Consider the following 20,450-nt stretch of genomic DNA (forward strand, 5'->3'; position numbering starts at 1 on the left):
AGGGGGAGGGGCTTAACGTGCCGCACCCTCGCGAAGAATTCGGCGTTCAGAGAGGAGTGAGGCGGTGCCACCTATAGCCCCTCCCCCTTGTGGGGAGGGGTTGGGGAGGGGATTTTTACCCTACGAAGCGAGGCGGCTTACCGCCCGCCGATCACGCCGATATAATCCGAGACCCAGCGGTGATAGGGCACGCATTCGCTCTGCGTCGTGCATTTGGCGACCGGGGTCTTCCAGAACTTGATCTTGTCGAAGTGATCGAAGCCGTTGTTGGCGCAGCCGGTATCGCCCATCAGCGCGTTGCCCTTGCAGGCGGCGGGGACAGAGGGCACGGCGCCGAACCAGGCGGCTGCATCGCCCTGGACCTTGGCTTTCAGCGAATGCTCCATCCACATATAGGCGCAGTTCGGATGTTCGCTGTCGGCATGCAGCATGGTGGTGTCGGCCCAGCCGGTGACGCCTTCTTCAGGGAAGGTGGAGGCGATCTTCTGCTTGTCGGCCTGCAGCAGGTTCACCTGGAAGGGCCAAGATCCGGAAGCGACGACGCCTTCGTTCTTGAAGTCGTCGATCTGGATCATCGCGTCGTGCCAGTAGCGGGAGACCAGCTTGCGCTGGCCGCGCAGCAGATCGAGAGCGGCCTTATACTGATCCTCGGTCAGCTCGTAAGGATCCTTGATGCCGAGATCCGGCTTGTGGGCCATCAGATACATGGCGGCGTCGGCGATATAGATCGCGCCGTCATAGGCCTGGACGCGGCCCTTGTTCGATTTGCCGTCGGGCAGGGTCTCTTCCTCGAAGACGACTTTCCAACTGGTCGGCGCCTTATCCTTGAAGGCATCGGTATTGTACATCAGCACATTCGGCCCCCAGAGATAGGGGACGCCGTAATGGACGTCGCCGACCGTATACCACGGGCCTTTCTGCAGGCGCTCGTCGACATTCTTGAAGCTCGGGATCAGATCAGTGTTGATCGGCTGGACGCGCTTGCCGGCGATGAGGCGGAGCGACGCGTCGCCGGATGCGGTAACAAGATCGAATCCGCCCTCGTTCATCAGCGATACCATCTCATCCGAGGTGGCGGCGGTCTTGACGGAAACCTTGCAGCCGGTCTCCTTTTCGAAATCGGTAACCCAGTCGTAGTTCTTGTCGGTTTCACCGCGTTCGATATAGCCGGCCCAGGCGACGATGCTGACGGCGCCTTCGCCCTTGCCGAGCGCCTTCAGCGGTTCGGCGGCGATCACCTGTGTCGCGAAGCTCAGGCAAGCTAGCGCTGCCGTGCAGGATTTCAAGAGATTCGTCATCATCCGTCTCCCGGTTTTATGCCACTTTCGCGGCCGTTCGTTCCCAGTTAAGAAGGTGATCCGAAAAGACCGCTTTCGCAAATTCATTTATCAGAAGGGCGATATCGGAAATTCCGATATCATCGCATGCGGCCAGAGCGAATGCTTTCGGCGATGCCGACGAAATCGCGTGCCGCCTGCGGTAGACTGGAGCCCTTGCGCCAGACCATGCCGACCTGCACGACCGGCAGCGAACCGGAGACGTCGCGGCTCTCGATGCGGTCGCCTTCCAGCGACCATGGGCGATAAACGAGATCGGGAAGCAGGGCGACTCCGGCGCCCGTCGCGACCAGGCTGCGCACCGCTTCCACCGAGCGGGTGCGGAAGGCGACATGCGGGCGGGCGCCGAGGGCCGAAAGCAGCTTGCCGGTGTTCTCCTCGATTTCATCGACCGTCAGCATGATCAGCGGCTCGCGGGCGATATCGGCGACCGAGATGATGTCGGCGGAAACCAGCGGATGGCCCATCGGCAGCCATAGGCGATAGGGTGAGGTTTCCAGGATTTCCGCCTGCAGCGCCATACGGTCACGCAGGTTGGAGATCACCATGACGGCGACATCGAGCTCGCCGCCGACCAGAAGATGTTCGAGATAGCCGCCATTGTCCTCGATGGCGCTGACTTCGATGCCGGGACAGGCGCGCCGGTAGCGCGCCAAGAGATCGGACAGCACGTAGCCGGCGACAAGCGAGGTAACGCCGATGTTCAGCGTGCCCGAAAGCGGGCTCTGCTGCCCGGAAAAGCTGGTGCGCGCATCGGAGACGGACGCCAGGATCTTCGTCGCATGGCGCAGGAACTGGTGGCCGTTATGGGTGATCGTCAGGCCGCGCGGGTGACGCTCGAAGAGTGCTACTCCGAGGTCCGTTTCGAGCTCCTTCAACGCTTCCGTCACCGAGGATTGCGAGATCGAAAGGTTCTGCGCAGCCCGTGTCACCGAACCCTGTTCGGCGACGGCGACGAAGTACTGAATCTGGCGAAGCGTGAAGGCCATGGGCGTTTAGAGCATGGCGGAATGTGCCGTGGCAAGCAGCCGAAAAATTCGGACCTTTTTTGGTATTTTCTTGAAATGAGGCAAGCTCGGCATGCCCACTTAAACTTTCCGAAACGTCATTTCTCTAACTTTCTCGGCACTTGTCCTGCGTTGGAGTTTCAGATGGCGGAGCAGTTGGCGTGAAGGCCTTACTGCGCATATTCCGGCCTTCCCGGAAATTGGCAATCATCATCGTTGGAGTCGCCCTTCTGGCGGGCGTTTCCGGCGGCGCGGCCGTCTATGTCGGCAAGGACAGGCTGATCGGCTCCTCGCACGGGGGCTCCGGGCTTGAATGCAGTGACGTCAACCTGGTGACGATCAAGAAGCAGGATCATGTCTGGGTCCGGAAGTATATCAAGACCGAACCGACCGACGGGATGACGCGGGTCAGGACGGCCCTTCGCGTCGCCCAGGCCGTCTATGCCGCGCAGAAGCCGGATCTCGTGCAGGTGGTGGTGCTCGACGAGAACGGCCCGACGCTGCGCGCCGATATTCGCGGCCGGGCGATCGGCGCCGACGTCGTCTATATCCCGCATCCCGACAAAACAGTTCCAGGCCTCGACGACAAACCCTATACGGCACGGTACTACGACGGCAAGGCCAGCGAAAACGGGCTGTTCTTCGGCGAGCGCATCGAGCTGCCGGCCGATGAGGTCGCCATGATCAGCGCTTCCTTCGAGGATCCGGAGGATTGTGTCGATCCGGTTGCCGTTGCCTCCACCAAGGGCGGAGAGAAGGCGAAGAAGGCTGAAGGCGGCGGGCATGGCGCAGCGCCAGCGGCCGAAACCGAAGCGGCGCCTGCTGCCGAAGGCGGCCACGGTGCCGACGCCGTAACCGAAGCGCCGGCCGAAGAGCCGCTGGCGGATGCTCCCAAGACACACTGAACAGGCGGCATGAAAAAAGCGGAGGGCCGGCCGGCACTCCGCTTTGCTTTTTCTATGGATTTCCGGTCAGTCGGTCTTGCTGCGGCGGGCCGGGAAGAGGATGACGTCGCGGATCGACGGCGCGTTGGTCAGCAGCATGATCAGGCGGTCGACGCCGATGCCGAGGCCACCGGCCGGCGGCATGCCCTGATCGATCGCGTCGAGGAATTCCTCGTCCAGCTGCTTTTCCTTTTCGCCGCGGGCGTGGGCCTGTTCGAGCTGCTCGACCATGCGGCGGCGCTGCTCTTCAGGATCGTTGAGTTCGGAGAAGGCGTTGCCGAGTTCCCAGGCATTGCAATAGGTCTCGAAGCGCTCGACGAGCCGGGGCTCGCCCGGCACTTCCTTGGCGAAGGGCGAGATGTCCTTCGGGAAATGCGTGACGTGGGACGGCTGGATCAGCGTGGCTTCGACCTTCTCCTCGAAGATGAAGGCAAGGCATTCGCCCCAGGTCCAATCCTTCTCGACCGCGAAGCCGGCAGCCTTGGCGGCGGTGCGCGCTTCCTCATCGGTCTTGATCGCCAGGAAATCGATGCCGGTCGCTTCCTTGACGGCATCGGGCATCGGCACGCGCTTGAACGGACCCTTGAAGGACAAACGCTTGTCGCCGAAATCGAACTCCGTCGTGCCGTGAATGGAAAGCGCCAGCCCCTCGAACAGCCGCTCGACGAGGTCCATCATATCCTCGTAATCGGCATAGGCCCAGTAACACTCCATCATGGTGAATTCGGGATTGTGCCGGGTGGAGACGCCTTCATTGCGGAAGTTGCGGTTGATCTCGAAGACCTTGTCGGTGAGGCCGGAAACCAGCGTGCGCTTCAGGAACAGTTCCGGCGCGATGCGCAGGTACATGTCGAGCTTCAGCGTATTGTGATGCGTCTTGAACGGCTCGGCGGTGGCGCCGCCGTAGATCGATTGCAGCATCGGCGTCTCGACTTCCATGAAGCCGTCATTTTCCATGAAACGGCGGATGCCGGAGACGATCTTCGAGCGCTGCTGGAAGCGCAGCTTCGAATCCTCGTTGGTCATGATGTCGAGATGGCGCTTGCGATAACGCAGCTCGATGTCGGAAAGACCGTGCCACTTCTCCGGCATCGGCAGCAGCGACTTCGTCAGCATTTCGATCTTCTGGGCGTTGATCGTCAGTTCGCCGCGCTTGGTGCGGCGCACGACGCCGGTGACACCGATGATGTCGCCGATATCGATCATCGGCAGCAGAGCGCGGGCCTCTTCGCTCGTCACATCCTTGTGCGAGAAGATCTGGATCTTGCCGGAGGCGTCATGGATATCCATGAACATGCCGGAGTTGCGTGAGGAGTAGACGCGACCGGCGACGGTGACGACGTCCTGCGTCTCGACGTCGGGCTCCAGCCCCTCGTATTTCGCCGCAAGCTCGGCATTGGTCAGCGTCCGGTGGAAATGCGCCGGATAGACATCGCCGATCTGCTCGCGCAGCAGCTTCAGCTTCTGGGCGCGCACTTCCGTCGCGTCGGAGGAGAGAGTGTTTTCGGTCTTGTTGTCAGCCACTGTCGAAATCCTCTGACTGTTCTTACTTCGCGCCGACCAGGGCGGCGACAGCCTGCGCGGCGAGCTTCAGGCGCTGGCGCACGACCGAGCGGCCGAGGATCGCCATGGAATCGAAGAGCGGCAGGGAGCGCGACGAGCCGGAGACGGCGACGAAGAGCGGCGAGACCACGACTTTCAGCTTCTTGCCCATGCGGTCGGCGATGGCGCGCAGCTCCGCTTCGATGGTCTCGACGTTCCATTCCAGGATCTTTTCGAGATCGGGCTGAACGGTGTTGAGGATCTCCAGGATCTCTTCCGGCGGCGACTTGATCTTGGCAAAATCGGACGGCTGCAGGCCGAGGTCGGACTTCAGCAGGAAGCCGGCGAGATCGGGCAGTTCGCCGAGCTTGGAAATGCGCGTCTGCGACAGACGGAGGCCCGCCTTCAGGCGGTCGTTTTCCATCGCCCAGGCGAGCACCCGCGCCTGGAATTCCTCTTCCGAGAGCTTCTCGCGGATCCAGCGGCCGTTCAGCCAGTCGAGCTTCTGAATGTCGAAGATGGCGCCGGCCTTGGAGAGGTTTTCCGGGTCGAACTTTTCCGACAGCTCGTCCATCGTCAACAGCTCTTCGCCTTCGGCGATCTGGATGAAGAACAGGCCGAGGAAGTTCATCAGCGCTTCGGGGATATAGCCGAGCGCGGTATAATAGGAGATCGAGGTCGGGTTCTTGCGCTTCGACAGCTTCGACTTGTCGGCGTTGCGCATGAGCGACAGATGCATGAAGACCGGCTGGTCCCAGCCGAAATAGCGATAGAGCAGAATGTGCTTCGGTACAGAAGCCAACCATTCCTCGCCGCGGGCCACATGGGTGATCTTCATCAGATGGTCGTCGATGACGTTGGCCATATGATAGGTCGGCATGCCGTCGGCCTTGATCAGGACCTGCATGTCGACGGAATCCCAGGGGATGGAGACATCGCCGTAGACTCCGTCGGTGAAGTCGCAGGAGCCTTCGGCCGGGATCTTCATGCGGATGACCGAGGCTTCGCCGGCGGCCGTGCGCGAGGTCACTTCCTCCGCCGTCAGGCCGAGGCAGAGACCGTCATATTTCGGCGGCTTGCCGGCGGCGCGCTGCGCCTCGCGCATCTGCTCCAGGCGCTGCGGCGTGCAGAAACAGCGGAAGGCATGGCCCTTGTCCAGCAGTTCCTGTGCGTAGGGCTGGTACAGCGGCTTGCGGTCGGACTGGCGATAGGGGCCGTAGGGGCCGCCGATATCGGGGCCTTCCTTCCATTCCAGTCCGCACCATTTCAGCGCGTCCAGCACCTTCGTCTCGAATTCCGGGGTCGAGCGTGTCGCATCGGTATCTTCGATGCGCAGGATGAATTCGCCGCCGTGCTTCTTGGCGAAAAGGTAGTTGAAGAGAGCGATGTATGCGGTGCCGACATGCGGCTCGCCGGTCGGCGAGGGAGCGATGCGGACGCGGACGCCGGAAGCTGTCATAGTATGAGCCCGTCAATGAATGCCGGACGGCTTTCACGGGAAAGCGACGTTCGGCCGGAAGGATGCAGATATCTTCGGCAAACCGGCCGGAAAAAGGGCATGCGCCCGCACCATCCGCCGATCGTCCGTTCGGCTGGCCTTAGGCCATATTCAACCGGGCGCGTCAAGGAAAACCGCGTCCCGCGAGGGGATGACGGCGCTTGCGGGAGGGCGGCTGCTGCAGCGCACCCTCCCGCCTCTGCCTCAATGGGCGCCGTCGCGTTTGCGCTTGCGGGCGTTGCGCGCGAACATGTTCAGCACTTCGACCAACGCCGAGAAGGCCATGGCGGCGTAGACGTAGCCCTTCGGCACATGGAAGCCCATGCCTTCGGCGATCAGCGTCGTGCCGATCATCAGCAGGAAGGCAAGCGCCAGCATGACGATCGTCGGATTGCGCTCGATGAAGTTGGCAAGCGGGGTGGCTGCGACCAGCATGACGGTGACGGCGGCGACGACGGCGATCACCATGATCGGCAGGTGCGGCGTCATGCCGACGGCGGTGATGATGCTGTCGACGGAGAAAACCAGGTCGAGAAGCAGGATCTGGCCGATCGCCGATGCAAAGCCCGTCGTGGCTGAAGTCGCGATGAAATCCTCCTGGTGATCGACCGGATCGACGCTGTGGTGAATTTCCTTGGTGGCCTTCCAGACGAGGAACAAGCCGCCGGCGATGAGGATCAGGTCCTTCCAGGAGAAGCCGTGTCCAAAGGCTTCGAACAGCGGTTCGGTCAACTGCACGATCCAGGCGACGGTGCCGAGCAGCGCCAGGCGCATGATGAGGGCAAGGCCGATGCCGATCTTGCGGGCTTTTTCCCGGTGCTCGGGCGGCAGTTTGTTGGTGAGAATGGAAATGAAGATCAGATTGTCGATCCCGAGAACGACTTCCATCACCACCAGCGTGATGAGCGCCACCCAGGCGGCCGGATCCTGAATGAGCGTCATAATTTCCTGCATCAGCTTATATCCCCTTTGCGTCACATGAGCGATGACGCCCGCAATGTAGTGTCAGCGGCTTTTCGCGCAAGCGCCGCAAGGGGATATACGAAATCCGTGTGACTTTTATTCCCTAAAGCGCGTCGCATCAAACTTGATTCATGTGACGCGCTTTAGCTCTTTGTTTTGCTGCATGTCGTTATCCCGGAACCGCTGCACACTTCCGAGCGACATGCATTAGAACAGGATGTCGTCCGAAAACCGCTCATACTTTTCGGCATCATGCTCTGATCGGCAACCAGATTTCAGTGACGCCCATGCCGGTATAGGGGTCGAAGCGCTCGTCGTAGCGTTCGAACATGTCGGGTGTGGCGCCGTGCTCCAGGCCGGAGGTCGGCCACCATGTCCCGAAAATCCGGTTCATCGTCGCGGAAATGCCGGAGACATGGCCGCGATGGATGAAGACGACGTAGCGCTGGCCGGGCAGCTTGAGCGTGGCGAAACCGGCCGGCAGATCGCCGGCATCGGAGATCTCGACCGCGGCCATATAGCGGAATTTCTCCGCTTCGCCGTCGATATGCGTGCAGATGCCGTAGGCGACGTTGCCCTTCTGGCCTGATATATGGCCGAAATGGGCATTGAACTTCTGCCAGAGGGAGGGGATGGCGGCATTGCCGCCATAGGGATAGGTCTCCTGCAGGCCGGCTAAGAGCATCGGCGGCAAGGTTTCGAAGCGCGGCGGTTCGAGGTCGTTGAGGTGGGCGGGGTCCATTCTGATCGGCTCCAGCAAGGCAAGGTTGCGGGCGTGCCCTTGTTTGCGCACCGCATCCGGCGTCATGCCGAACTGGTCGCGGAAGGCACGGGTGAAGGCCTCGTGCGAGCCGTAGCCCGCGCAAAGCGCAACCTCGAGAATCGTGGATGAACCGCCGACGAGCGCGGGCGCGGCGCGGCTGAGGCGCCGTCCCCTGATATAGCCGCTGATCGAGTGGCCGGTGACGAGCCCGAAGACGCGCGACAGATGGTAGCGCGACAAACCGGCCGCTTCCGAGATCTCTTCCAGCGATATATCGTTTTCGAAATGGCTCTCAATGAACCAGATCGCCCGTGCGACGGCGCTCATCCCTTATCTCTCCTGGTTGCGGCTTCCTTCTTAGAAAAAAGCCGCCTGCCGGGTTTGATCGTTCTTGCGGAGTTTTGGCCGATCAAGGGCAGCCGTCAAGAAAGGGTGTCAGGCGGTGGCGGGCCGGGGCGTGCCGTAGGCGGCCATGAAGACCTTGATCGCGCCGCGGATGACGCGGTCGATTTCCTCGCGGGTGGGCGGCTCTTCCATGCTGCCGAACAGGCGCAGCTTGAAGAAACTGCCGCTGGCAAGATCGAGGAACTGGCCGGCGGCCAGATCGATGTCATCGATTTCGAGTGTGCCTTCGGCGACGTGGCGCTCAAGGAAATCGCGCATGATCGTGCGCAGATTGACCGGCCCCTTGAAGAAACGCTGACAGAGCGCCGGCATGCGGTCGCGCACACCGAGAACGGTGCGCATCGCGGTGATGACCTTTTCGTCGGTCATATGGGTGACGAAGCTTATCCCGAATTCATACAGTCCGGATTCAGGATCGTCATGTTCGGCAAGCGCGGTGCGCACGGCGGCCACGAAGGCAGCGCGCTCGGCCTCGATCATCGCCGAAAACAGCTCTTCCTTGTTGGTGAAGTAGACGTAGAGCGTTCCCTTGGAGACGCCGGCCTCGCGCGTCACGTCGTTCATGCTGGCGGCGTCGAAGCCCATTTTCATGAAGACGCGCTTTGCGCCGTCGAGAATCTGCTGACGCTTGGCCGGGTCTTCGCCCGCGGCAAACCGGCCTCCGGCAGCAGGAGGACTGAACACGGCGGCATTGTCGGATTTCAGCGTCATGTCTCCTTAACCGTGTTTACGGTTTCGCCTTTCCCTTAAAAGAAATCGAACCGATTGGTTCTATGCATCTTGATATGACGATAAAACAGGTTTATGTCAACTGAACCGAACCGTTCAGTTCGATTAATTACACCAAGATCGGTAATGGCCATGTCGAGCAATTCAAAAAGCAACGTCGCGCGGATCGTCAGCGAAAACGCCGAGGCCGAAGAGGCAAAGGTCGTGGCCGTTGCGGAAGCTCCGGCTGCGGAGGCCCGTGAGGCCCCGCCTGCTCCCGCGCAGTCTGCGCCGGCTTCGGTCGCCGCGCCTGCGGCCGCCAAGAAGCGCCGCAGCCCGGTGCTGCCGATCGTCGTGCTTGCCCTTCTCGCAGGCGGCGGCTGGTATGGTTACGAATGGTGGACGAACGGCCGCTTTATGGTGTCGACCGATGACGCCTATATCGAGGGCGATATCGCAACGATCTCGCCGAAGGTCACGGGCTACGTCGCGAAGGTGAATGTGGTCGCCAACCAGGAAGTCAAAGCGGGCGACGTGCTTGCTACGCTTGATAACGGCGACTATCAGAACGCCCTCGATCAGGCCGAGGCCCAGATCGCCACCGAACAGCTTTCGCTGCAGCGCATCGACGCGCAGATCGAAGGCGCGAATGCGAGCCTTGCACAGGCGCAGGCGCAGAAGGTGGCACTCGAAGCGGCCGTTCGCGGTGCCGAGATCACCCAGAAGCGCCAGAGCGAGCTCCAGGCGAAGTCGGTCGGCACGGCCGCCGACCTCGACAATGCCAATATCGCGCTCGATCAGGCCAAGGCCAATCTCGCCGGTGGCGACGCCAACATTACCGCGGCCCGCGCCAACATCACCATCCTTCAGGCCCAGCGCAAGGAGGCGGAGGGTTCGGTTCGTTCACTGGAAATCTCGCGCGACAAAGCCGCTCGCGACCTCTCCTTCACCGTGCTCAAGGCGCCTTATGACGGCATCGTCGGCAACCGCTCGGTCCAGGAAGGCGATCTCGTCTCGCCCGGCCAGCGTCTGATGGCGCTCGTTCCGGTGCGCCAGCTCTATATCGACGCCAATTTCAAGGAAACGCAGATCCAGCATCTCGTTCCCGGCTCTAAGGTCAATGTCCATGTCGACGCCTATGACGACCATCCGATCGTCGGCACCGTCGAATCGATCTCGCCGGCTTCCGGCTCGGTCTTCTCGCTGCTGCCGCCGGAAAACGCCACGGGCAATTTCACCAAGGTGATCCAGCGCGTGCCGGTGCGCATCGCGCTGCCGCAGGAGGCGCTCGATAGCGGGCGCCTGCGCGCAGGCCTCAGCGTCGTCGTCGACGTCGACACCCGCACGGCGCCCGGCAAGTGAGCCTTCAAGAGCGAGTAAGCCTTTAAGAAAAGGCGGAGGTGGTCTGATGGCCGGGAGCGCAACAGCAACAGCGGCAATGATTCCGGCGGCGCCTGCTCACGCCGAGGATCGGATGGATCCGAGGAAGCTCATCGCCTTCTTCGCGATGGTGCTCGGCATGTTCATGTCGATCCTCGACATTCAGATCGTCTCGGCCTCGCTTGCCGAAATCCAGGCCGGCCTTTCGGCCGGCAGCGACGAGATCGGCTGGGTGCAGACGTCCTATCTGATCGCCGAAGTGATCATGATCCCGCTCTCGGGCACGCTGGCGCGCATCATCTCGACGCGTTACCTCTTCGCGATTTCCGCCGCCGGCTTCACCATGGCGAGCGCCCTTGCGGCGACGGCGACGAACATCGACCAGATGATCGTCTACCGCGCCATTCAGGGCTTCATCGGCGGCGGCATGATCCCGTCGGTCTTCGCGGCGGCCTTCACCATCTTCCCGCCATCGAAGCGCAGCATTGTTTCGCCGATTATCGGCCTGATCGCAACGCTGGCGCCGACGATCGGCCCGACCGTCGGCGGCTATCTCAGCCACGCCTTCTCATGGCACTGGCTGTTCCTCGTCAACATCATTCCTGGGATCATCGTCACGATCGTCACCTGGAACTTCATCGATTTCGACAAGCCAGAACTGTCGCTGTTCAAAAAGTTCGACTGGTGGGGACTGGTCTCTATGGGCGTGTTCCTCGGGGCGCTGGAATACGTGCTCGAAGAGGGCAATTCCAACGACTGGTTCAACGACGAATCCATCGCCATCGCGGCCGTTGCCTCCGGCGTCGCAGCCATCGTCTTCTTCTATCGTGCCTTCACGGTGGAATTCCCCGTCGTCGATCTCAAGGCCTTTGCCAACAGGAATTTCTCCTTCGGCTCGGTCTTCTCCTTCGTCATGGGTATCGGCCTTTATGGCCTCACCTATATCTACCCCGTCTATCTCGGACGCATCCGCGGCTACGACTCGCTGATGATCGGCGAGACGATGTTCGTCTCCGGGCTTGCGATGTTCTTCACCGCGCCGATCGCCGGCCGGCTGTCGACCAAGATGGACCTGCGCCTGATGATGGTGATCGGGTTCGTCAGCTTCGCCGCCGGGACATACATCATGATGCATCTGACGGCGGACTGGGATTTCTATGAACTCTTCATTCCGCAGATCCTGCGCGGCTTCGGCCTGATGATGTGCATGGTGCCGATCAACAACATCGCGCTCGGCACGATGCCGCCCTCGCGCATTCGCGGTGCATCCGGCCTGTTCAACCTGACCAGAAACCTCGGCGGCGCCGTCGGCCTGGCCGTCATCAACACCGTGCTCACCAACCGGCAGGACGTGCATTACGAGCGGCTGCGCGAGAATATGGACTGGGGCAATCCGGCGGCGATCGAGCAGATGAACAACATGACCGCCAATTTCAACACCTATGGCATGGACGGCGCGTCGGTCGCGATCAAGCAGATGGTTGGCCTCGCCACCAAGCAGGCGGTCATTCTTTCCTTCAGCGACGTGTTCCTAATCCTGACGGCGCTTTTCCTGGCGATGATCCTCGGCGTCGCGATGATCAAGAAACCCGCGCCGCAAGGCGGGGGAGGAGGTGGCGGCGGCCACTGACCTCCGGCTGTCGTCCCTTGAAAAGGCCCTCTCCCCCGGAGGGCCTTTTTGTTTGCCGTTTACCTGCCGATATGTCATCAGGCGCCTGATCGCTCGTCCGAATCGGCCGAGCGTGGCCGAGGCACCGAAAAGTGCCGTCCGCGCCCGTGTCTCGATTTTTTGATTTACGTACATCAAATTTGGCGCTAATGGTCTCGTCAGGAGGAATGATGAGGCCAACTGTTCACGATATTGCTGCTGCCGCCGGTGTCAGTCTCGCGACTGTCGACCGGGTTCTCAACCAGCGTCCGGGCGTGCGCAGCGTTACGCGGGAGAAGGTCGAGACCGCCATCCGCGAGCTCGGCTATATCAGGGACCTCGCCGCCGCCAACCTCGCCAAGGGACGCACCTATCCGCTGGTGTTCATCCTGCCGGCGAGCGACAATTCCTTCATGCATGGGCTCAATGCCGAAATTCGCCAGGCCATCGTCCGATCGCCGGCCGAGCGCACCGATATCCGCACCATCGAGGTGCCGGCCTTCGATCCGGCCGCCCTCGTTTCCGTGCTCGAAGAGCTTTCCAGGGGCAAACCTTGCGGCATCGCGATGGTCGCGACCGATGCGCCCGAAGTGCGCGCCGTTGCCGACAGGATGGTGCGCGACGGTTTCCCGATCGTGACGCTGGTTTCCGATCTCACGGGATCGCTGCGCCATCACTATGCCGGCGTCGACAATATGGCCGCAGGGCGCACGGCCGCCCGCCTGCTCGGCCGGTTCCTCGGGCCGCGAAAAGGCGAGATCGCCGTGCTTGCCGGCTCCATGCTGGTGCGTGACCATCGCGAGCGGCTCGAGGGCTTCACCTCCGTCATGGCCGAAGAGTTTCCCGGTCTTGCGATCCTGCCGGTTCTCGAAGGCCGCGACGATCCCGAGGTCGCCCATATGCTGGTTGCCGACGCGCTGTCGCGGAGTGCCGGCATCGTCGGCGTCTACAGCCTCGGCGCCGGCAATCGCGGCCTCATCCGGGCGCTGAAGGACAAGGTCGTCGACCGGACGCTGACCGTCATTGCCCATGAACTGACCGTGCATACGCGCGCCGCGCTCATCGATCATACGATCGATGCGATCCTCAACCAGGACGCCGGCCATGAGGTGCGCAGCGCCATCCGCGTGCTGAAAGCAAAGGCGGACGGGCTTGCCGTCATCGAAGCGCAGGAACGCATCCGCCTCGACATATTCCTGAAGGACAATCTGCCGTAACGGCAAAGGAGAATACCAGATGTATCTCGGTCTCGATCTTGGAACCTCCGGCGTCAAGGCGATGCTGATCGACGGCGATCAGAAGATCGTCGGCTCGGCCAATGGTTTGCTCGACGTCTCGCGCCCGCATTCCGGCTGGTCGGAGCAGGAACCTGCCCACTGGGTACGCGCCACGGAGGAGGCGGTCGCCGGCCTGAAGGCGAAGCATCCGCACGAACTTGCCGCAGTCAAGGGTATCGGCCTTTCAGGCCAGATGCATGGCGCGACGCTGATCGATGCATCCGACAATGTGCTGCGCCCCTGCATTCTCTGGAACGATACGCGCAGCCATGTCGAGGCCGCGGCTCTCGATGCCGATCCGCGTTTCCGGGCGCTGACCGGCAATATCGTCTTCCCCGGCTTCACGGCGCCGAAGCTCGCCTGGGTCAGGAAGCATGAGCACGATATTTTCGCCAGGATCGCCAAGGTGCTGCTGCCGAAGGATTACCTGCGCCTCTGGCTGACCGGCGAATATATCTCCGAAATGTCGGATTCGGCCGGCACGTCCTGGCTCGACACCGGCAAGCGCGGCTGGTCGTCCGACCTGCTGGCCGCCACGGACCTTTCCAGGGAGCAGATGCCGGCGCTCGTCGAAGGCACGGAGCAAGCCGGAAAGCTGCGGCCGGAGCTCGCGGCGCAATGGGGCATATCAGGCCATGTCGTCGTTGCCGGCGGCGCCGGCGACAATGCGGCCTCGGCCTGCGGCATGGGCACCGTCAGCGATGGCGCGGCTTTCGTCTCGCTCGGCACTTCGGGCGTGCTTTTTGCCGCCAACGGTTCCTATTTGCCGAAGCCGGAGAGCGCCGTGCATGCCTTCTGCCACGCGTTGCCGAACACCTGGCACCAGATGGGCGTCATCCTGTCGGCGACCGATGCGCTGAACTGGCATTCCAGCGTGACCGGCAGGTCGGCCGCCGATTTGACCGGTGAACTCGGCGAGACTCTGAAAGCGCCCTCCGGCGTCACCTTCCTGCCCTATCTCTCGGGGGAGCGCACGCCGCACAACGATGCCGTCATCCGCGGTGCCTTCATCGGCCTCGAGCATGAAAGCAGCCGTGCCGTGCTGACCCAGGCCGTGCTCGAAGGCGTGACTTTCGCCATCCGCGACAATCTCGAAGCGCTGCGTTCGGCCGGCACCGGCATTTCCCGCGTGACCGCCATCGGCGGCGGTTCGCGCTCGCGCTACTGGCTGGCCTCGATCGCGACTGCGCTCGGCGTTCCGGTCGATCTGCCGGCCGACGGCGATTTCGGCGCGGCCTTCGGGGCTGCCCGTCTCGGCCTGATCGCGGCAACCGGCGCGGATCCCATCGCCGTCTGCACGCCGCCGGTCACGGCAGGAACGATCGAGCCGGTTTCGGCGCTGAGCGGCGCTTATGAGGATGCCTACACGCGCTACCGCGCGCTCTATCCGGCGATCAAGTCGCTGGCGCATTGAGAACTGGAGCCTGTGGCCCCCTCATCCGACCCTTCGGGCCACCTTCTCCCCGAGGGGAGAAGGGAAAAGAGGCGCTGCAACCCGTCTCTTCTCCCCTCGGGGAGAAGGTGCCGGCAGGCGGATGAGAGGGCCTCTGGCGTAGACCAACGACTGAGAACTTCGAAAAGATACGAACCCAAGGAGACCTGACATGAGCACCGGATTTTTCGGCGATATCCAGAAAATCAAATATGAAGGCCCCGACAGCACCAATCCGCTGGCCTTCCGCTACTACCAGCCGGACGAGATCGTTCTCGGCAAGCGTATGGAAGACCATCTGCGTTTTGCGGTGGCCTATTGGCACACCTTCACCTGGCCGGGCGGCGATCCCTTCGGCGGCCAGACCTTCCTGCGTCCCTGGTTTGAGGACACGATGAAGGCCGCCAAGCTCAAGGCCGATGTCGCTTTTGAATTCTTCTCGCTGCTCGGCGCGCCCTATTACTGCTTCCATGATGCCGACGTGCGTCCGGAAGGCAAGAACTTCGCCGAAAACACCAAGAACCTGAACGAGATCGTCGACTACTTCGCCGAGAAGCAGGCCGCGACCGGCGCCAAGCTGCTCTGGGGCACGGCGAACCTCTTCTCCAACCGCCGCTATATGTCGGGTGCGGCGACCAACCCCGATCCCGATGTCTTCGCTTTCGCAGCCGCGACGGTGAAGACCTGCATCGACGCGACGCAGAAGCTCGGCGGCGAGAACTACGTACTCTGGGGCGGCCGGGAAGGTTACGAGACGCTGCTCAACACCGACCTCAAGCGCGAGCTCGACCAGCTCGGCCGCTTCCTCAACCTCGTCGTCGAGTACAAACACAAGATCGGCTTCAAGGGCACGATCCTGATCGAGCCGAAGCCGCAGGAGCCGACCAAGCACCAGTATGATTACGACGTCGCGACCGTCTATGGCTTCCTCAAGAAGCACGGCCTCGAAAACGAGGTGAAGGTCAATATCGAGCAGGGCCATGCCATCCTCGCCGGTCACTCCTTCGAGCATGAGCTGGCGCTTGCCAATGCGCTCGGCATCTTCGGCTCAATCGACATGAACCGCAACGATTACCAGTCCGGCTGGGATACCGACCAGTTCCCGAACAATGTTCCGGAAATGGCGCTCGCCTATTACCACGTTCTGGCAGGCGGCGGCTTCAAGACCGGCGGCACCAACTTCGACGCCAAGCTGCGCCGCCAGTCGCTCGACCCGGCGGACCTGCTGATCGGCCATATCGGCGGCATGGATTGCTGCGCCCGCGGCCTGAAGGCGGCGGCCAAGATGATCGAGGACAAGGCTCTGTCGAAGCCGCTCGCCGATCGTTATGCCGGCTGGGAATCGGCAGAAGCGCAGAAGCTCTTCCGCGGCGAATATTCGCTGGACGAAATCACGAACTGGGTCGAAAGCAAGGACGTCAATCCGCAGCCAAGATCCGGCCAGCAAGAACTGCTCGAGAACATCGTCAACCGCTACGTTTGATAGCAGGCGCCGGCGGCCATGGGTCGCCGGCGCAACCTTCCCGGCCGGCTGTTGCCGGCCGATACCGCTTCAGCGTTTCGACCAGTTGCGCGACGGTGCGGAGACGGAATTGCGGACGACCAGATCCGGCCGCAGCAGGATCTCCGTCTCGGCCGGCCGGCCATCGGACAAGAGCTCCAACAGCAGCGCCATCGCCTGTTTGCCGATCGCCGTTCTCGGCTGGCGGATTGTCGTCAGCGACGGGGAGATGAAGACGGCCTGCGGCACGTCGTCGAAACCGGTGACCGAGAAATCGCGCGGAATATCGTAGCCGCGCGCGCCGAGTCCGATCATGACGCCGATGGCCGTCTGGTCGTTCACGCACATGAAGGCTGTGGGAAGCGTGTCGCGCATGAAAAGCTGTTCGACCGCATGCCGCCCGCTTTCGATCGTGCCGTCGCCTTCGAGCACGATCCTGGCGTCACGCGGGATGCCGGCGGCGTCGAGACCGGCATCATAACCCATGCGGCGCCTGGTATGGGCGAGCCGGGTGCGGGAATCGCCGATGAAGGCGATCTTGCGATGGCCTTCGGCCAGCAGCAGGTCGACGGCCTTCCTGGCGCCCTCGATATCGTCGACGCCCACATAGGGAATGCCGCCGTTGAAGACGGGCTCGAAGACGCCGACGCTCGGCGGCAGCCGCGCTGTCATGGTCTGGTGACCGAAGGGCAGGATGCCGGTGAAGAGGATCAGTCCGGCCGCCTGGTTCGAGTTTAAAAACTTCAGATATTCCAGACCGCGCTGGGCGTCGTTCTGGGTGTGGCCGATCAGGACGCCGTAGCCGTGGGCACGCGCCTCGTTCTCCAGGCCAACCAGGATGTTGGAGAAGTTGGGGTCGCCGATGTCGGGCGCCACGACGAGGATCATGTTGGAGCGGCCGAGCCTCAGGCTGCGCGCCATGGCATTGGTCGTATAACCGGTGACGGCGATCGCCTGGTTGACCTTGAGCCGGGTGGAGTTGGCGACCTTCTCCGGCGTGTGGATCGCCCGGGAAACCGTCGCGATGGACACCTCGGCGATCCGGGCGACGTCTTCGATTGTTGCGGGCGTGGAATTCGACACTGCGCTCTGCCTTAAGGCTGTCTTCGCCGCGACACTACACAGACTCGCCGACAGGTCAAAGGCAAGCTTCGACTGTTCTGTGTAAATCCACGATGTAAACCTTTACATGCCCGATGTAAAGGTTTACATAAAGCTCAAAGCGGACGGAGCCGCAAGTGCGCGCCTCTTTTCAGAAAAGAAATGTGCGCTACTTCAATGTGATGGGGCGTTTCCGGCACGTGCCGCCGGCACGCAGCGCTCTGGGAGGGGATGATGACCGTGGAGATCGCCGACACCGCACCCGTGGTGCTGTCTGCCAGGCGCATATGCAAATCCTTCAGCGGCGTTCAGGTCCTCTTCAGCGTCAACTTCGATCTCCGCGCCGGCGAAATCCACGCGCTCATGGGCGAAAACGGCGCCGGCAAGTCCACCCTCGTCAAGGTGCTCTCAGGTTTCGAACAGCCGAGTTCCGGCGAGATCCTGCTCGACGGCAAGCCTGTGGTGCTGCCGCCCAACGGTGCTGCCGAAGCGCTCGGCATCGTCATCATTCACCAGGAATTCAACCTCGCTGACCATCTGACCGTGACGGAAAGCCTTTTCCTCGGGCGCGAGGTGACGCGTTTCGGCGTGCTCGACCGCAAATATATGCGCGCCGAGACCCGCAAGGTTCTGGACGTGCTTGGTTCGCATGTCGATGAGAATGCGCTGATCAGCACGCTTTCCATCGCCGACAAGCAGATGGTCGAGATCGCCAAGGCGATCAGCCGCGATGCGCGCGTCGTCTTCATGGACGAGCCGACCGCCGTCCTGTCGCGCGAAGAAACCAGCATGCTCTTCAAGCAGGTCCGCAAGCTGCGCGACCAGGGCACGAGCTTCGTCTTCGTGTCCCATAAGCTCGACGAGGTGATGGAGCTGACCGATCGGGTGACTGTCCTGCGCGACGGCCAATGGATCAAGACGTCGCCGACATCGATACTGGATGGGGAGTCAATCGCGCAGCTGATGGTCGGCCGGGAACTTTCCAGCCTTTATCCCACCAAGGTCGAGCCGAATGTCGACGAGGAGATCGTTCTGCGCGTCTCTTCGGTCTCGACCGGTTATGTCAAGGATGCCAGCTTCGAGGTGCGCAAGGGCGAGATCATCGGTTTTTCCGGACTGATCGGCTCCGGCCGTACGGAGCTGATGGAGGCGATCGCCGGGCTGCGGCCGCGTCTCCACGGCGAGGTGGTCATCAAGGGGGAAGCGGTTTCTTCCGGCGATGTGCATGCCGCCAATCGCTGCGGCCTTGCCTACATGACCAAGGACCGCAAGTCGAAAGGCCTGCTGCTGCGTTCCGGCATGGTGAGCAATCTGACTTTGCAGTCGCTCGGAAGGCATTCTCGCCACGGTTATCTCAGCCCCGGCAGCGAAGCGGCTGCGCTGGCGAAGGCCAAGCGCCGCTTCGACATCAGGGTTCGCGACGCCAATATCGTCGCCGGCCGCATGTCCGGCGGGAACCAGCAGAAACTGCTGCTCGCCAAGGTCATGGAGACCGATCCCGACATCATCATCATCGATGAGCCGACGCGCGGCATCGATGTCGGCACGAAGCAGCAGATCTATCATTTCATCTCGGCGCTCGCCCGGGACGGCCGGTCGATCATCGTCGTTTCCTCGGAGATGCCAGAGGTCATCGGACTCTGCACGCGGGTGGCGGTAATGCGCGAGGGGCATATCGTCGGCGTGCTCGAGGGAGACGAGATTTCCGAGCAGGAAATCATGCGCTACGCCGCCGGGCTGAAAAGGAAGGCGGCCGCCTGATGCATGTCGCCCAAAAGTGTGCCGCGGTTTTGGGAGGACGAGATGCATGGAACAAAGACGTGAGAGCGGAGCGGACTTCGCCGACGCGCACCATAGATAAGATGCCCAGGCAGTCTGGGACGGGAGGTTGGTTTTGGACATGAGTGTTAACGAGGAAACGCGAGACATCCGGCGCAGGTCCTGGCGTGATGTTGATTTGCGCGCGGTGGCACCGTTTGCCGCTTTGGCCTTGCTTCTCATCGTCGGCGCACTGGTCAACCCGAATTTCATCGGCATCACCAACCTTGCCAACGTCGCGACGCGTTGCGCCTTCATCGCCATCATCGCTGTCGGCGCGACCTTCGTGATTTCGTCCGGAGACCTCGATCTTTCCGTCGGCTCAATGGTGGCCTTCGTCGCCAGCCTGATGATCCTGCTGATCAATTCGGGCGTCATTGCCGATCCGGTGCTGATGCTGACGGCGGCGGTGGTCTTCACGATCCTCGCGGGGGCTCTCTGCGGCCTCGCAAACGGCCTCATCACCACCGTCGGCAAAATCGAACCATTCATTGCCACGCTCGGCACCATGGGCATTTATCGCGGCCTGACCACCTGGCTGTCGCAGGGCGGCGCGATCACCTTGCGTTCGAGCGAAATCCAGACGCTCTATCGTCCGGCCTATTTCGGCAACATTCTCGGCATACCGGTTCCGATCGTGGTCATCCTCGTCGTCACCGCGATTGCGGCCTTTATCCTCTACCGCACGCGTTACGGCCGCCATGTCGTGGCTGTCGGCTCGAACAGCGACGTCGCGCGCTATTCAGGGATCGCCGTCAACCGCGTGCGCACCATTGCCTTCGTCATCCAGGGCCTCTGCGTGGCGATCGCCGTGCTTCTTTATGTTCCGCGTCTCGGTTCCACGTCGGCAACGACCGGCATTTTGTGGGAGCTGCAGGCCATTACCGCCGTCGTCGTCGGCGGCACCGCCCTAAAGGGCGGCGCCGGCCGTGTCTGGGGCACGATCTGCGGCGCCTTCATTCTCGAACTCGTCGGCAATATCATGCTGCTTTCGAACTTCATCAGCGAATATCTGATCGGCGCGATCCAGGGTGCGATCATCATCATCGCCATGCTGGTGCAGCGGTCGCTGGTGCGCAAATCGTAGAGCAAACGGCTTTTCGGATTGGCCGGGCTTTACAGGGCA

16 protein-coding genes are annotated in these 20,450 nt (G+C 62.1%); 8 read left to right on the forward strand and 8 right to left on the reverse strand.

Annotated features, from left to right (window positions below):
- Positions 1 to 137: 137 nt before the first annotated feature.
- Both ATY77_RS04570 and ATY77_RS04575 read right to left on the reverse strand, forming a co-directional pair.
- Positions 138 to 1,298 (reverse strand): ABC transporter substrate-binding protein, encoded by a 1,161-nt coding sequence (locus ATY77_RS04570; protein ID WP_088686316.1) that lies wholly within the window; start codon positions 1,296 to 1,298, stop codon positions 138 to 140.
- A 119-nt stretch (positions 1,299 to 1,417) separates the two neighbouring features.
- Entirely contained in the window at positions 1,418 to 2,326 is a 909-nt protein-coding gene (locus ATY77_RS04575; RefSeq protein WP_088677785.1) for a LysR family transcriptional regulator, read from the reverse strand.
- A 179-nt stretch (positions 2,327 to 2,505) separates the two neighbouring features.
- Here ATY77_RS04575 and ATY77_RS04580 point away from each other — a divergent pair, with 179 nt between their 5' ends.
- Positions 2,506 to 3,249, forward strand: a complete 744-nt coding sequence (locus ATY77_RS04580) for a hypothetical protein (protein ID WP_088686317.1) — start codon at positions 2,506 to 2,508, stop codon at positions 3,247 to 3,249.
- A 66-nt stretch (positions 3,250 to 3,315) separates the two neighbouring features.
- Here the strand turns inward: ATY77_RS04580 and lysS are convergent, their stop codons facing one another.
- The 5 genes from lysS to ATY77_RS04605 all read right to left on the reverse strand — a co-directional run bounded on the left by lysS (position 3,316) and on the right by ATY77_RS04605 (position 9,170).
- Complete coding sequence (gene lysS, locus ATY77_RS04585) at positions 3,316 to 4,812, reverse strand: lysine--tRNA ligase (protein WP_088686318.1); 1,497 nt, start codon at positions 4,810 to 4,812, stop codon at positions 3,316 to 3,318.
- A gap of 22 nt (positions 4,813 to 4,834) precedes the next feature.
- A complete protein-coding gene (gene gltX / locus ATY77_RS04590) occupies positions 4,835 to 6,289 on the reverse strand; it encodes a glutamate--tRNA ligase (protein ID WP_088686319.1) in 1,455 nt (484 codons plus the stop codon).
- A 243-nt stretch (positions 6,290 to 6,532) separates the two neighbouring features.
- The gene (locus ATY77_RS04595; RefSeq protein WP_088677789.1) at positions 6,533 to 7,282 is read right to left on the reverse strand and encodes a TerC family protein; all 750 of its coding nucleotides are present in this window, start codon (positions 7,280 to 7,282) and stop codon (positions 6,533 to 6,535) included.
- Positions 7,283 to 7,541: 259 nt separating this feature from the next.
- Positions 7,542 to 8,381 carry an AraC family transcriptional regulator gene (locus tag ATY77_RS04600; protein WP_088686320.1) on the reverse strand — a complete coding sequence of 280 codons (840 nt, stop codon included), beginning with the start codon at positions 8,379 to 8,381 and terminating at the stop codon, positions 7,542 to 7,544.
- Between the two features lie 108 nt (positions 8,382 to 8,489).
- Positions 8,490 to 9,170 (reverse strand): TetR/AcrR family transcriptional regulator, encoded by a 681-nt coding sequence (locus ATY77_RS04605; RefSeq protein WP_088677791.1) that lies wholly within the window; start codon positions 9,168 to 9,170, stop codon positions 8,490 to 8,492.
- Positions 9,171 to 9,320: 150 nt separating this feature from the next.
- On the opposite strand from ATY77_RS04605, the gene ATY77_RS04610 reads away from it, so the two are divergent.
- The 5 genes from ATY77_RS04610 (at position 9,321) to xylA (ending at position 16,387) form a co-directional block, all read left to right on the forward strand.
- Positions 9,321 to 10,529, forward strand: a complete 1,209-nt coding sequence (locus ATY77_RS04610; RefSeq protein ID WP_088686477.1) for an HlyD family secretion protein — start codon at positions 9,321 to 9,323, stop codon at positions 10,527 to 10,529.
- A gap of 46 nt (positions 10,530 to 10,575) precedes the next feature.
- Positions 10,576 to 12,177, forward strand: a complete 1,602-nt coding sequence (locus tag ATY77_RS04615; RefSeq protein WP_088686321.1) for a DHA2 family efflux MFS transporter permease subunit — start codon at positions 10,576 to 10,578, stop codon at positions 12,175 to 12,177.
- 209 nt (positions 12,178 to 12,386) lie between these two features.
- On the forward strand, positions 12,387 to 13,412 hold the full coding sequence (locus ATY77_RS04620; RefSeq protein ID WP_088686322.1) for a LacI family DNA-binding transcriptional regulator: 1,026 nt from the start codon (positions 12,387 to 12,389) through the stop codon (positions 13,410 to 13,412).
- Positions 13,413 to 13,431: 19 nt separating this feature from the next.
- Positions 13,432 to 14,886 (forward strand): xylulokinase, encoded by a 1,455-nt coding sequence (gene xylB / locus ATY77_RS04625; protein ID WP_088686323.1) that lies wholly within the window; start codon positions 13,432 to 13,434, stop codon positions 14,884 to 14,886.
- A gap of 190 nt (positions 14,887 to 15,076) precedes the next feature.
- The gene (xylA, locus tag ATY77_RS04630) at positions 15,077 to 16,387 is read left to right on the forward strand and encodes a xylose isomerase (protein WP_088686324.1); all 1,311 of its coding nucleotides are present in this window, start codon (positions 15,077 to 15,079) and stop codon (positions 16,385 to 16,387) included.
- 69 nt (positions 16,388 to 16,456) lie between these two features.
- Here xylA and ATY77_RS04635 read toward each other — a convergent pair whose 3' ends face one another.
- Positions 16,457 to 17,488, reverse strand: coding sequence for a LacI family DNA-binding transcriptional regulator (locus tag ATY77_RS04635; RefSeq protein WP_088686325.1), 1,032 nt, complete (start codon positions 17,486 to 17,488; stop codon positions 16,457 to 16,459).
- Between the two features lie 252 nt (positions 17,489 to 17,740).
- Between ATY77_RS04635 and ATY77_RS04640 the strand changes: the two genes are divergently transcribed.
- Together ATY77_RS04640 and ATY77_RS04645 are read left to right on the forward strand one after the other, a co-directional pair.
- On the forward strand, positions 17,741 to 19,267 hold the full coding sequence (locus tag ATY77_RS04640; RefSeq protein WP_088686478.1) for a sugar ABC transporter ATP-binding protein: 1,527 nt from the start codon (positions 17,741 to 17,743) through the stop codon (positions 19,265 to 19,267).
- A 139-nt stretch (positions 19,268 to 19,406) separates the two neighbouring features.
- Positions 19,407 to 20,411: an ABC transporter permease gene (locus ATY77_RS04645; protein WP_088686326.1), complete on the forward strand. Its 1,005-nt coding sequence runs from the start codon at positions 19,407 to 19,409 to the stop codon at positions 20,409 to 20,411.
- Positions 20,412 to 20,450 lie beyond the last annotated feature (39 nt).

This window comes from Rhizobium sp. R634 (genome assembly GCF_002211305.1).
In the GTDB taxonomy this organism is placed as follows: domain Bacteria; phylum Pseudomonadota; class Alphaproteobacteria; order Rhizobiales; family Rhizobiaceae; genus Rhizobium.

What these genes read in the sequence shown, in the direction of transcription:
- ATY77_RS04570 (WP_088686316.1), bottom strand. Translation starts at nt 1,298, where the DNA reads ATGACGAATCTCTTGAAATCCTGCACGGCAGCGCTAGCTTGCCTGAGC.
- ATY77_RS04575 (WP_088677785.1), bottom strand. Translation starts at nt 2,326, where the DNA reads ATGGCCTTCACGCTTCGCCAGATTCAGTACTTCGTCGCCGTCGCCGAA.
- gltX (WP_088686319.1), bottom strand. Translation starts at nt 6,289, where the DNA reads ATGACAGCTTCCGGCGTCCGCGTCCGCATCGCTCCCTCGCCGACCGGC.
- ATY77_RS04595 (WP_088677789.1), bottom strand. Translation starts at nt 7,282, where the DNA reads ATGCAGGAAATTATGACGCTCATTCAGGATCCGGCCGCCTGGGTGGCG.
- ATY77_RS04600 (WP_088686320.1), bottom strand. Translation starts at nt 8,381, where the DNA reads ATGAGCGCCGTCGCACGGGCGATCTGGTTCATTGAGAGCCATTTCGAA.
- ATY77_RS04605 (WP_088677791.1), bottom strand. Translation starts at nt 9,170, where the DNA reads ATGACGCTGAAATCCGACAATGCCGCCGTGTTCAGTCCTCCTGCTGCC.
- ATY77_RS04610 (WP_088686477.1), top strand. Translation starts at nt 9,321, where the DNA reads ATGTCGAGCAATTCAAAAAGCAACGTCGCGCGGATCGTCAGCGAAAAC.
- ATY77_RS04615 (WP_088686321.1), top strand. Translation starts at nt 10,576, where the DNA reads ATGGCCGGGAGCGCAACAGCAACAGCGGCAATGATTCCGGCGGCGCCT.
- ATY77_RS04620 (WP_088686322.1), top strand. Translation starts at nt 12,387, where the DNA reads ATGAGGCCAACTGTTCACGATATTGCTGCTGCCGCCGGTGTCAGTCTC.
- xylB (WP_088686323.1), top strand. Translation starts at nt 13,432, where the DNA reads ATGTATCTCGGTCTCGATCTTGGAACCTCCGGCGTCAAGGCGATGCTG.
- xylA (WP_088686324.1), top strand. Translation starts at nt 15,077, where the DNA reads ATGAGCACCGGATTTTTCGGCGATATCCAGAAAATCAAATATGAAGGC.
- ATY77_RS04640 (WP_088686478.1), top strand. Translation starts at nt 17,741, where the DNA reads ATGACCGTGGAGATCGCCGACACCGCACCCGTGGTGCTGTCTGCCAGG.
- ATY77_RS04645 (WP_088686326.1), top strand. Translation starts at nt 19,407, where the DNA reads ATGAGTGTTAACGAGGAAACGCGAGACATCCGGCGCAGGTCCTGGCGT.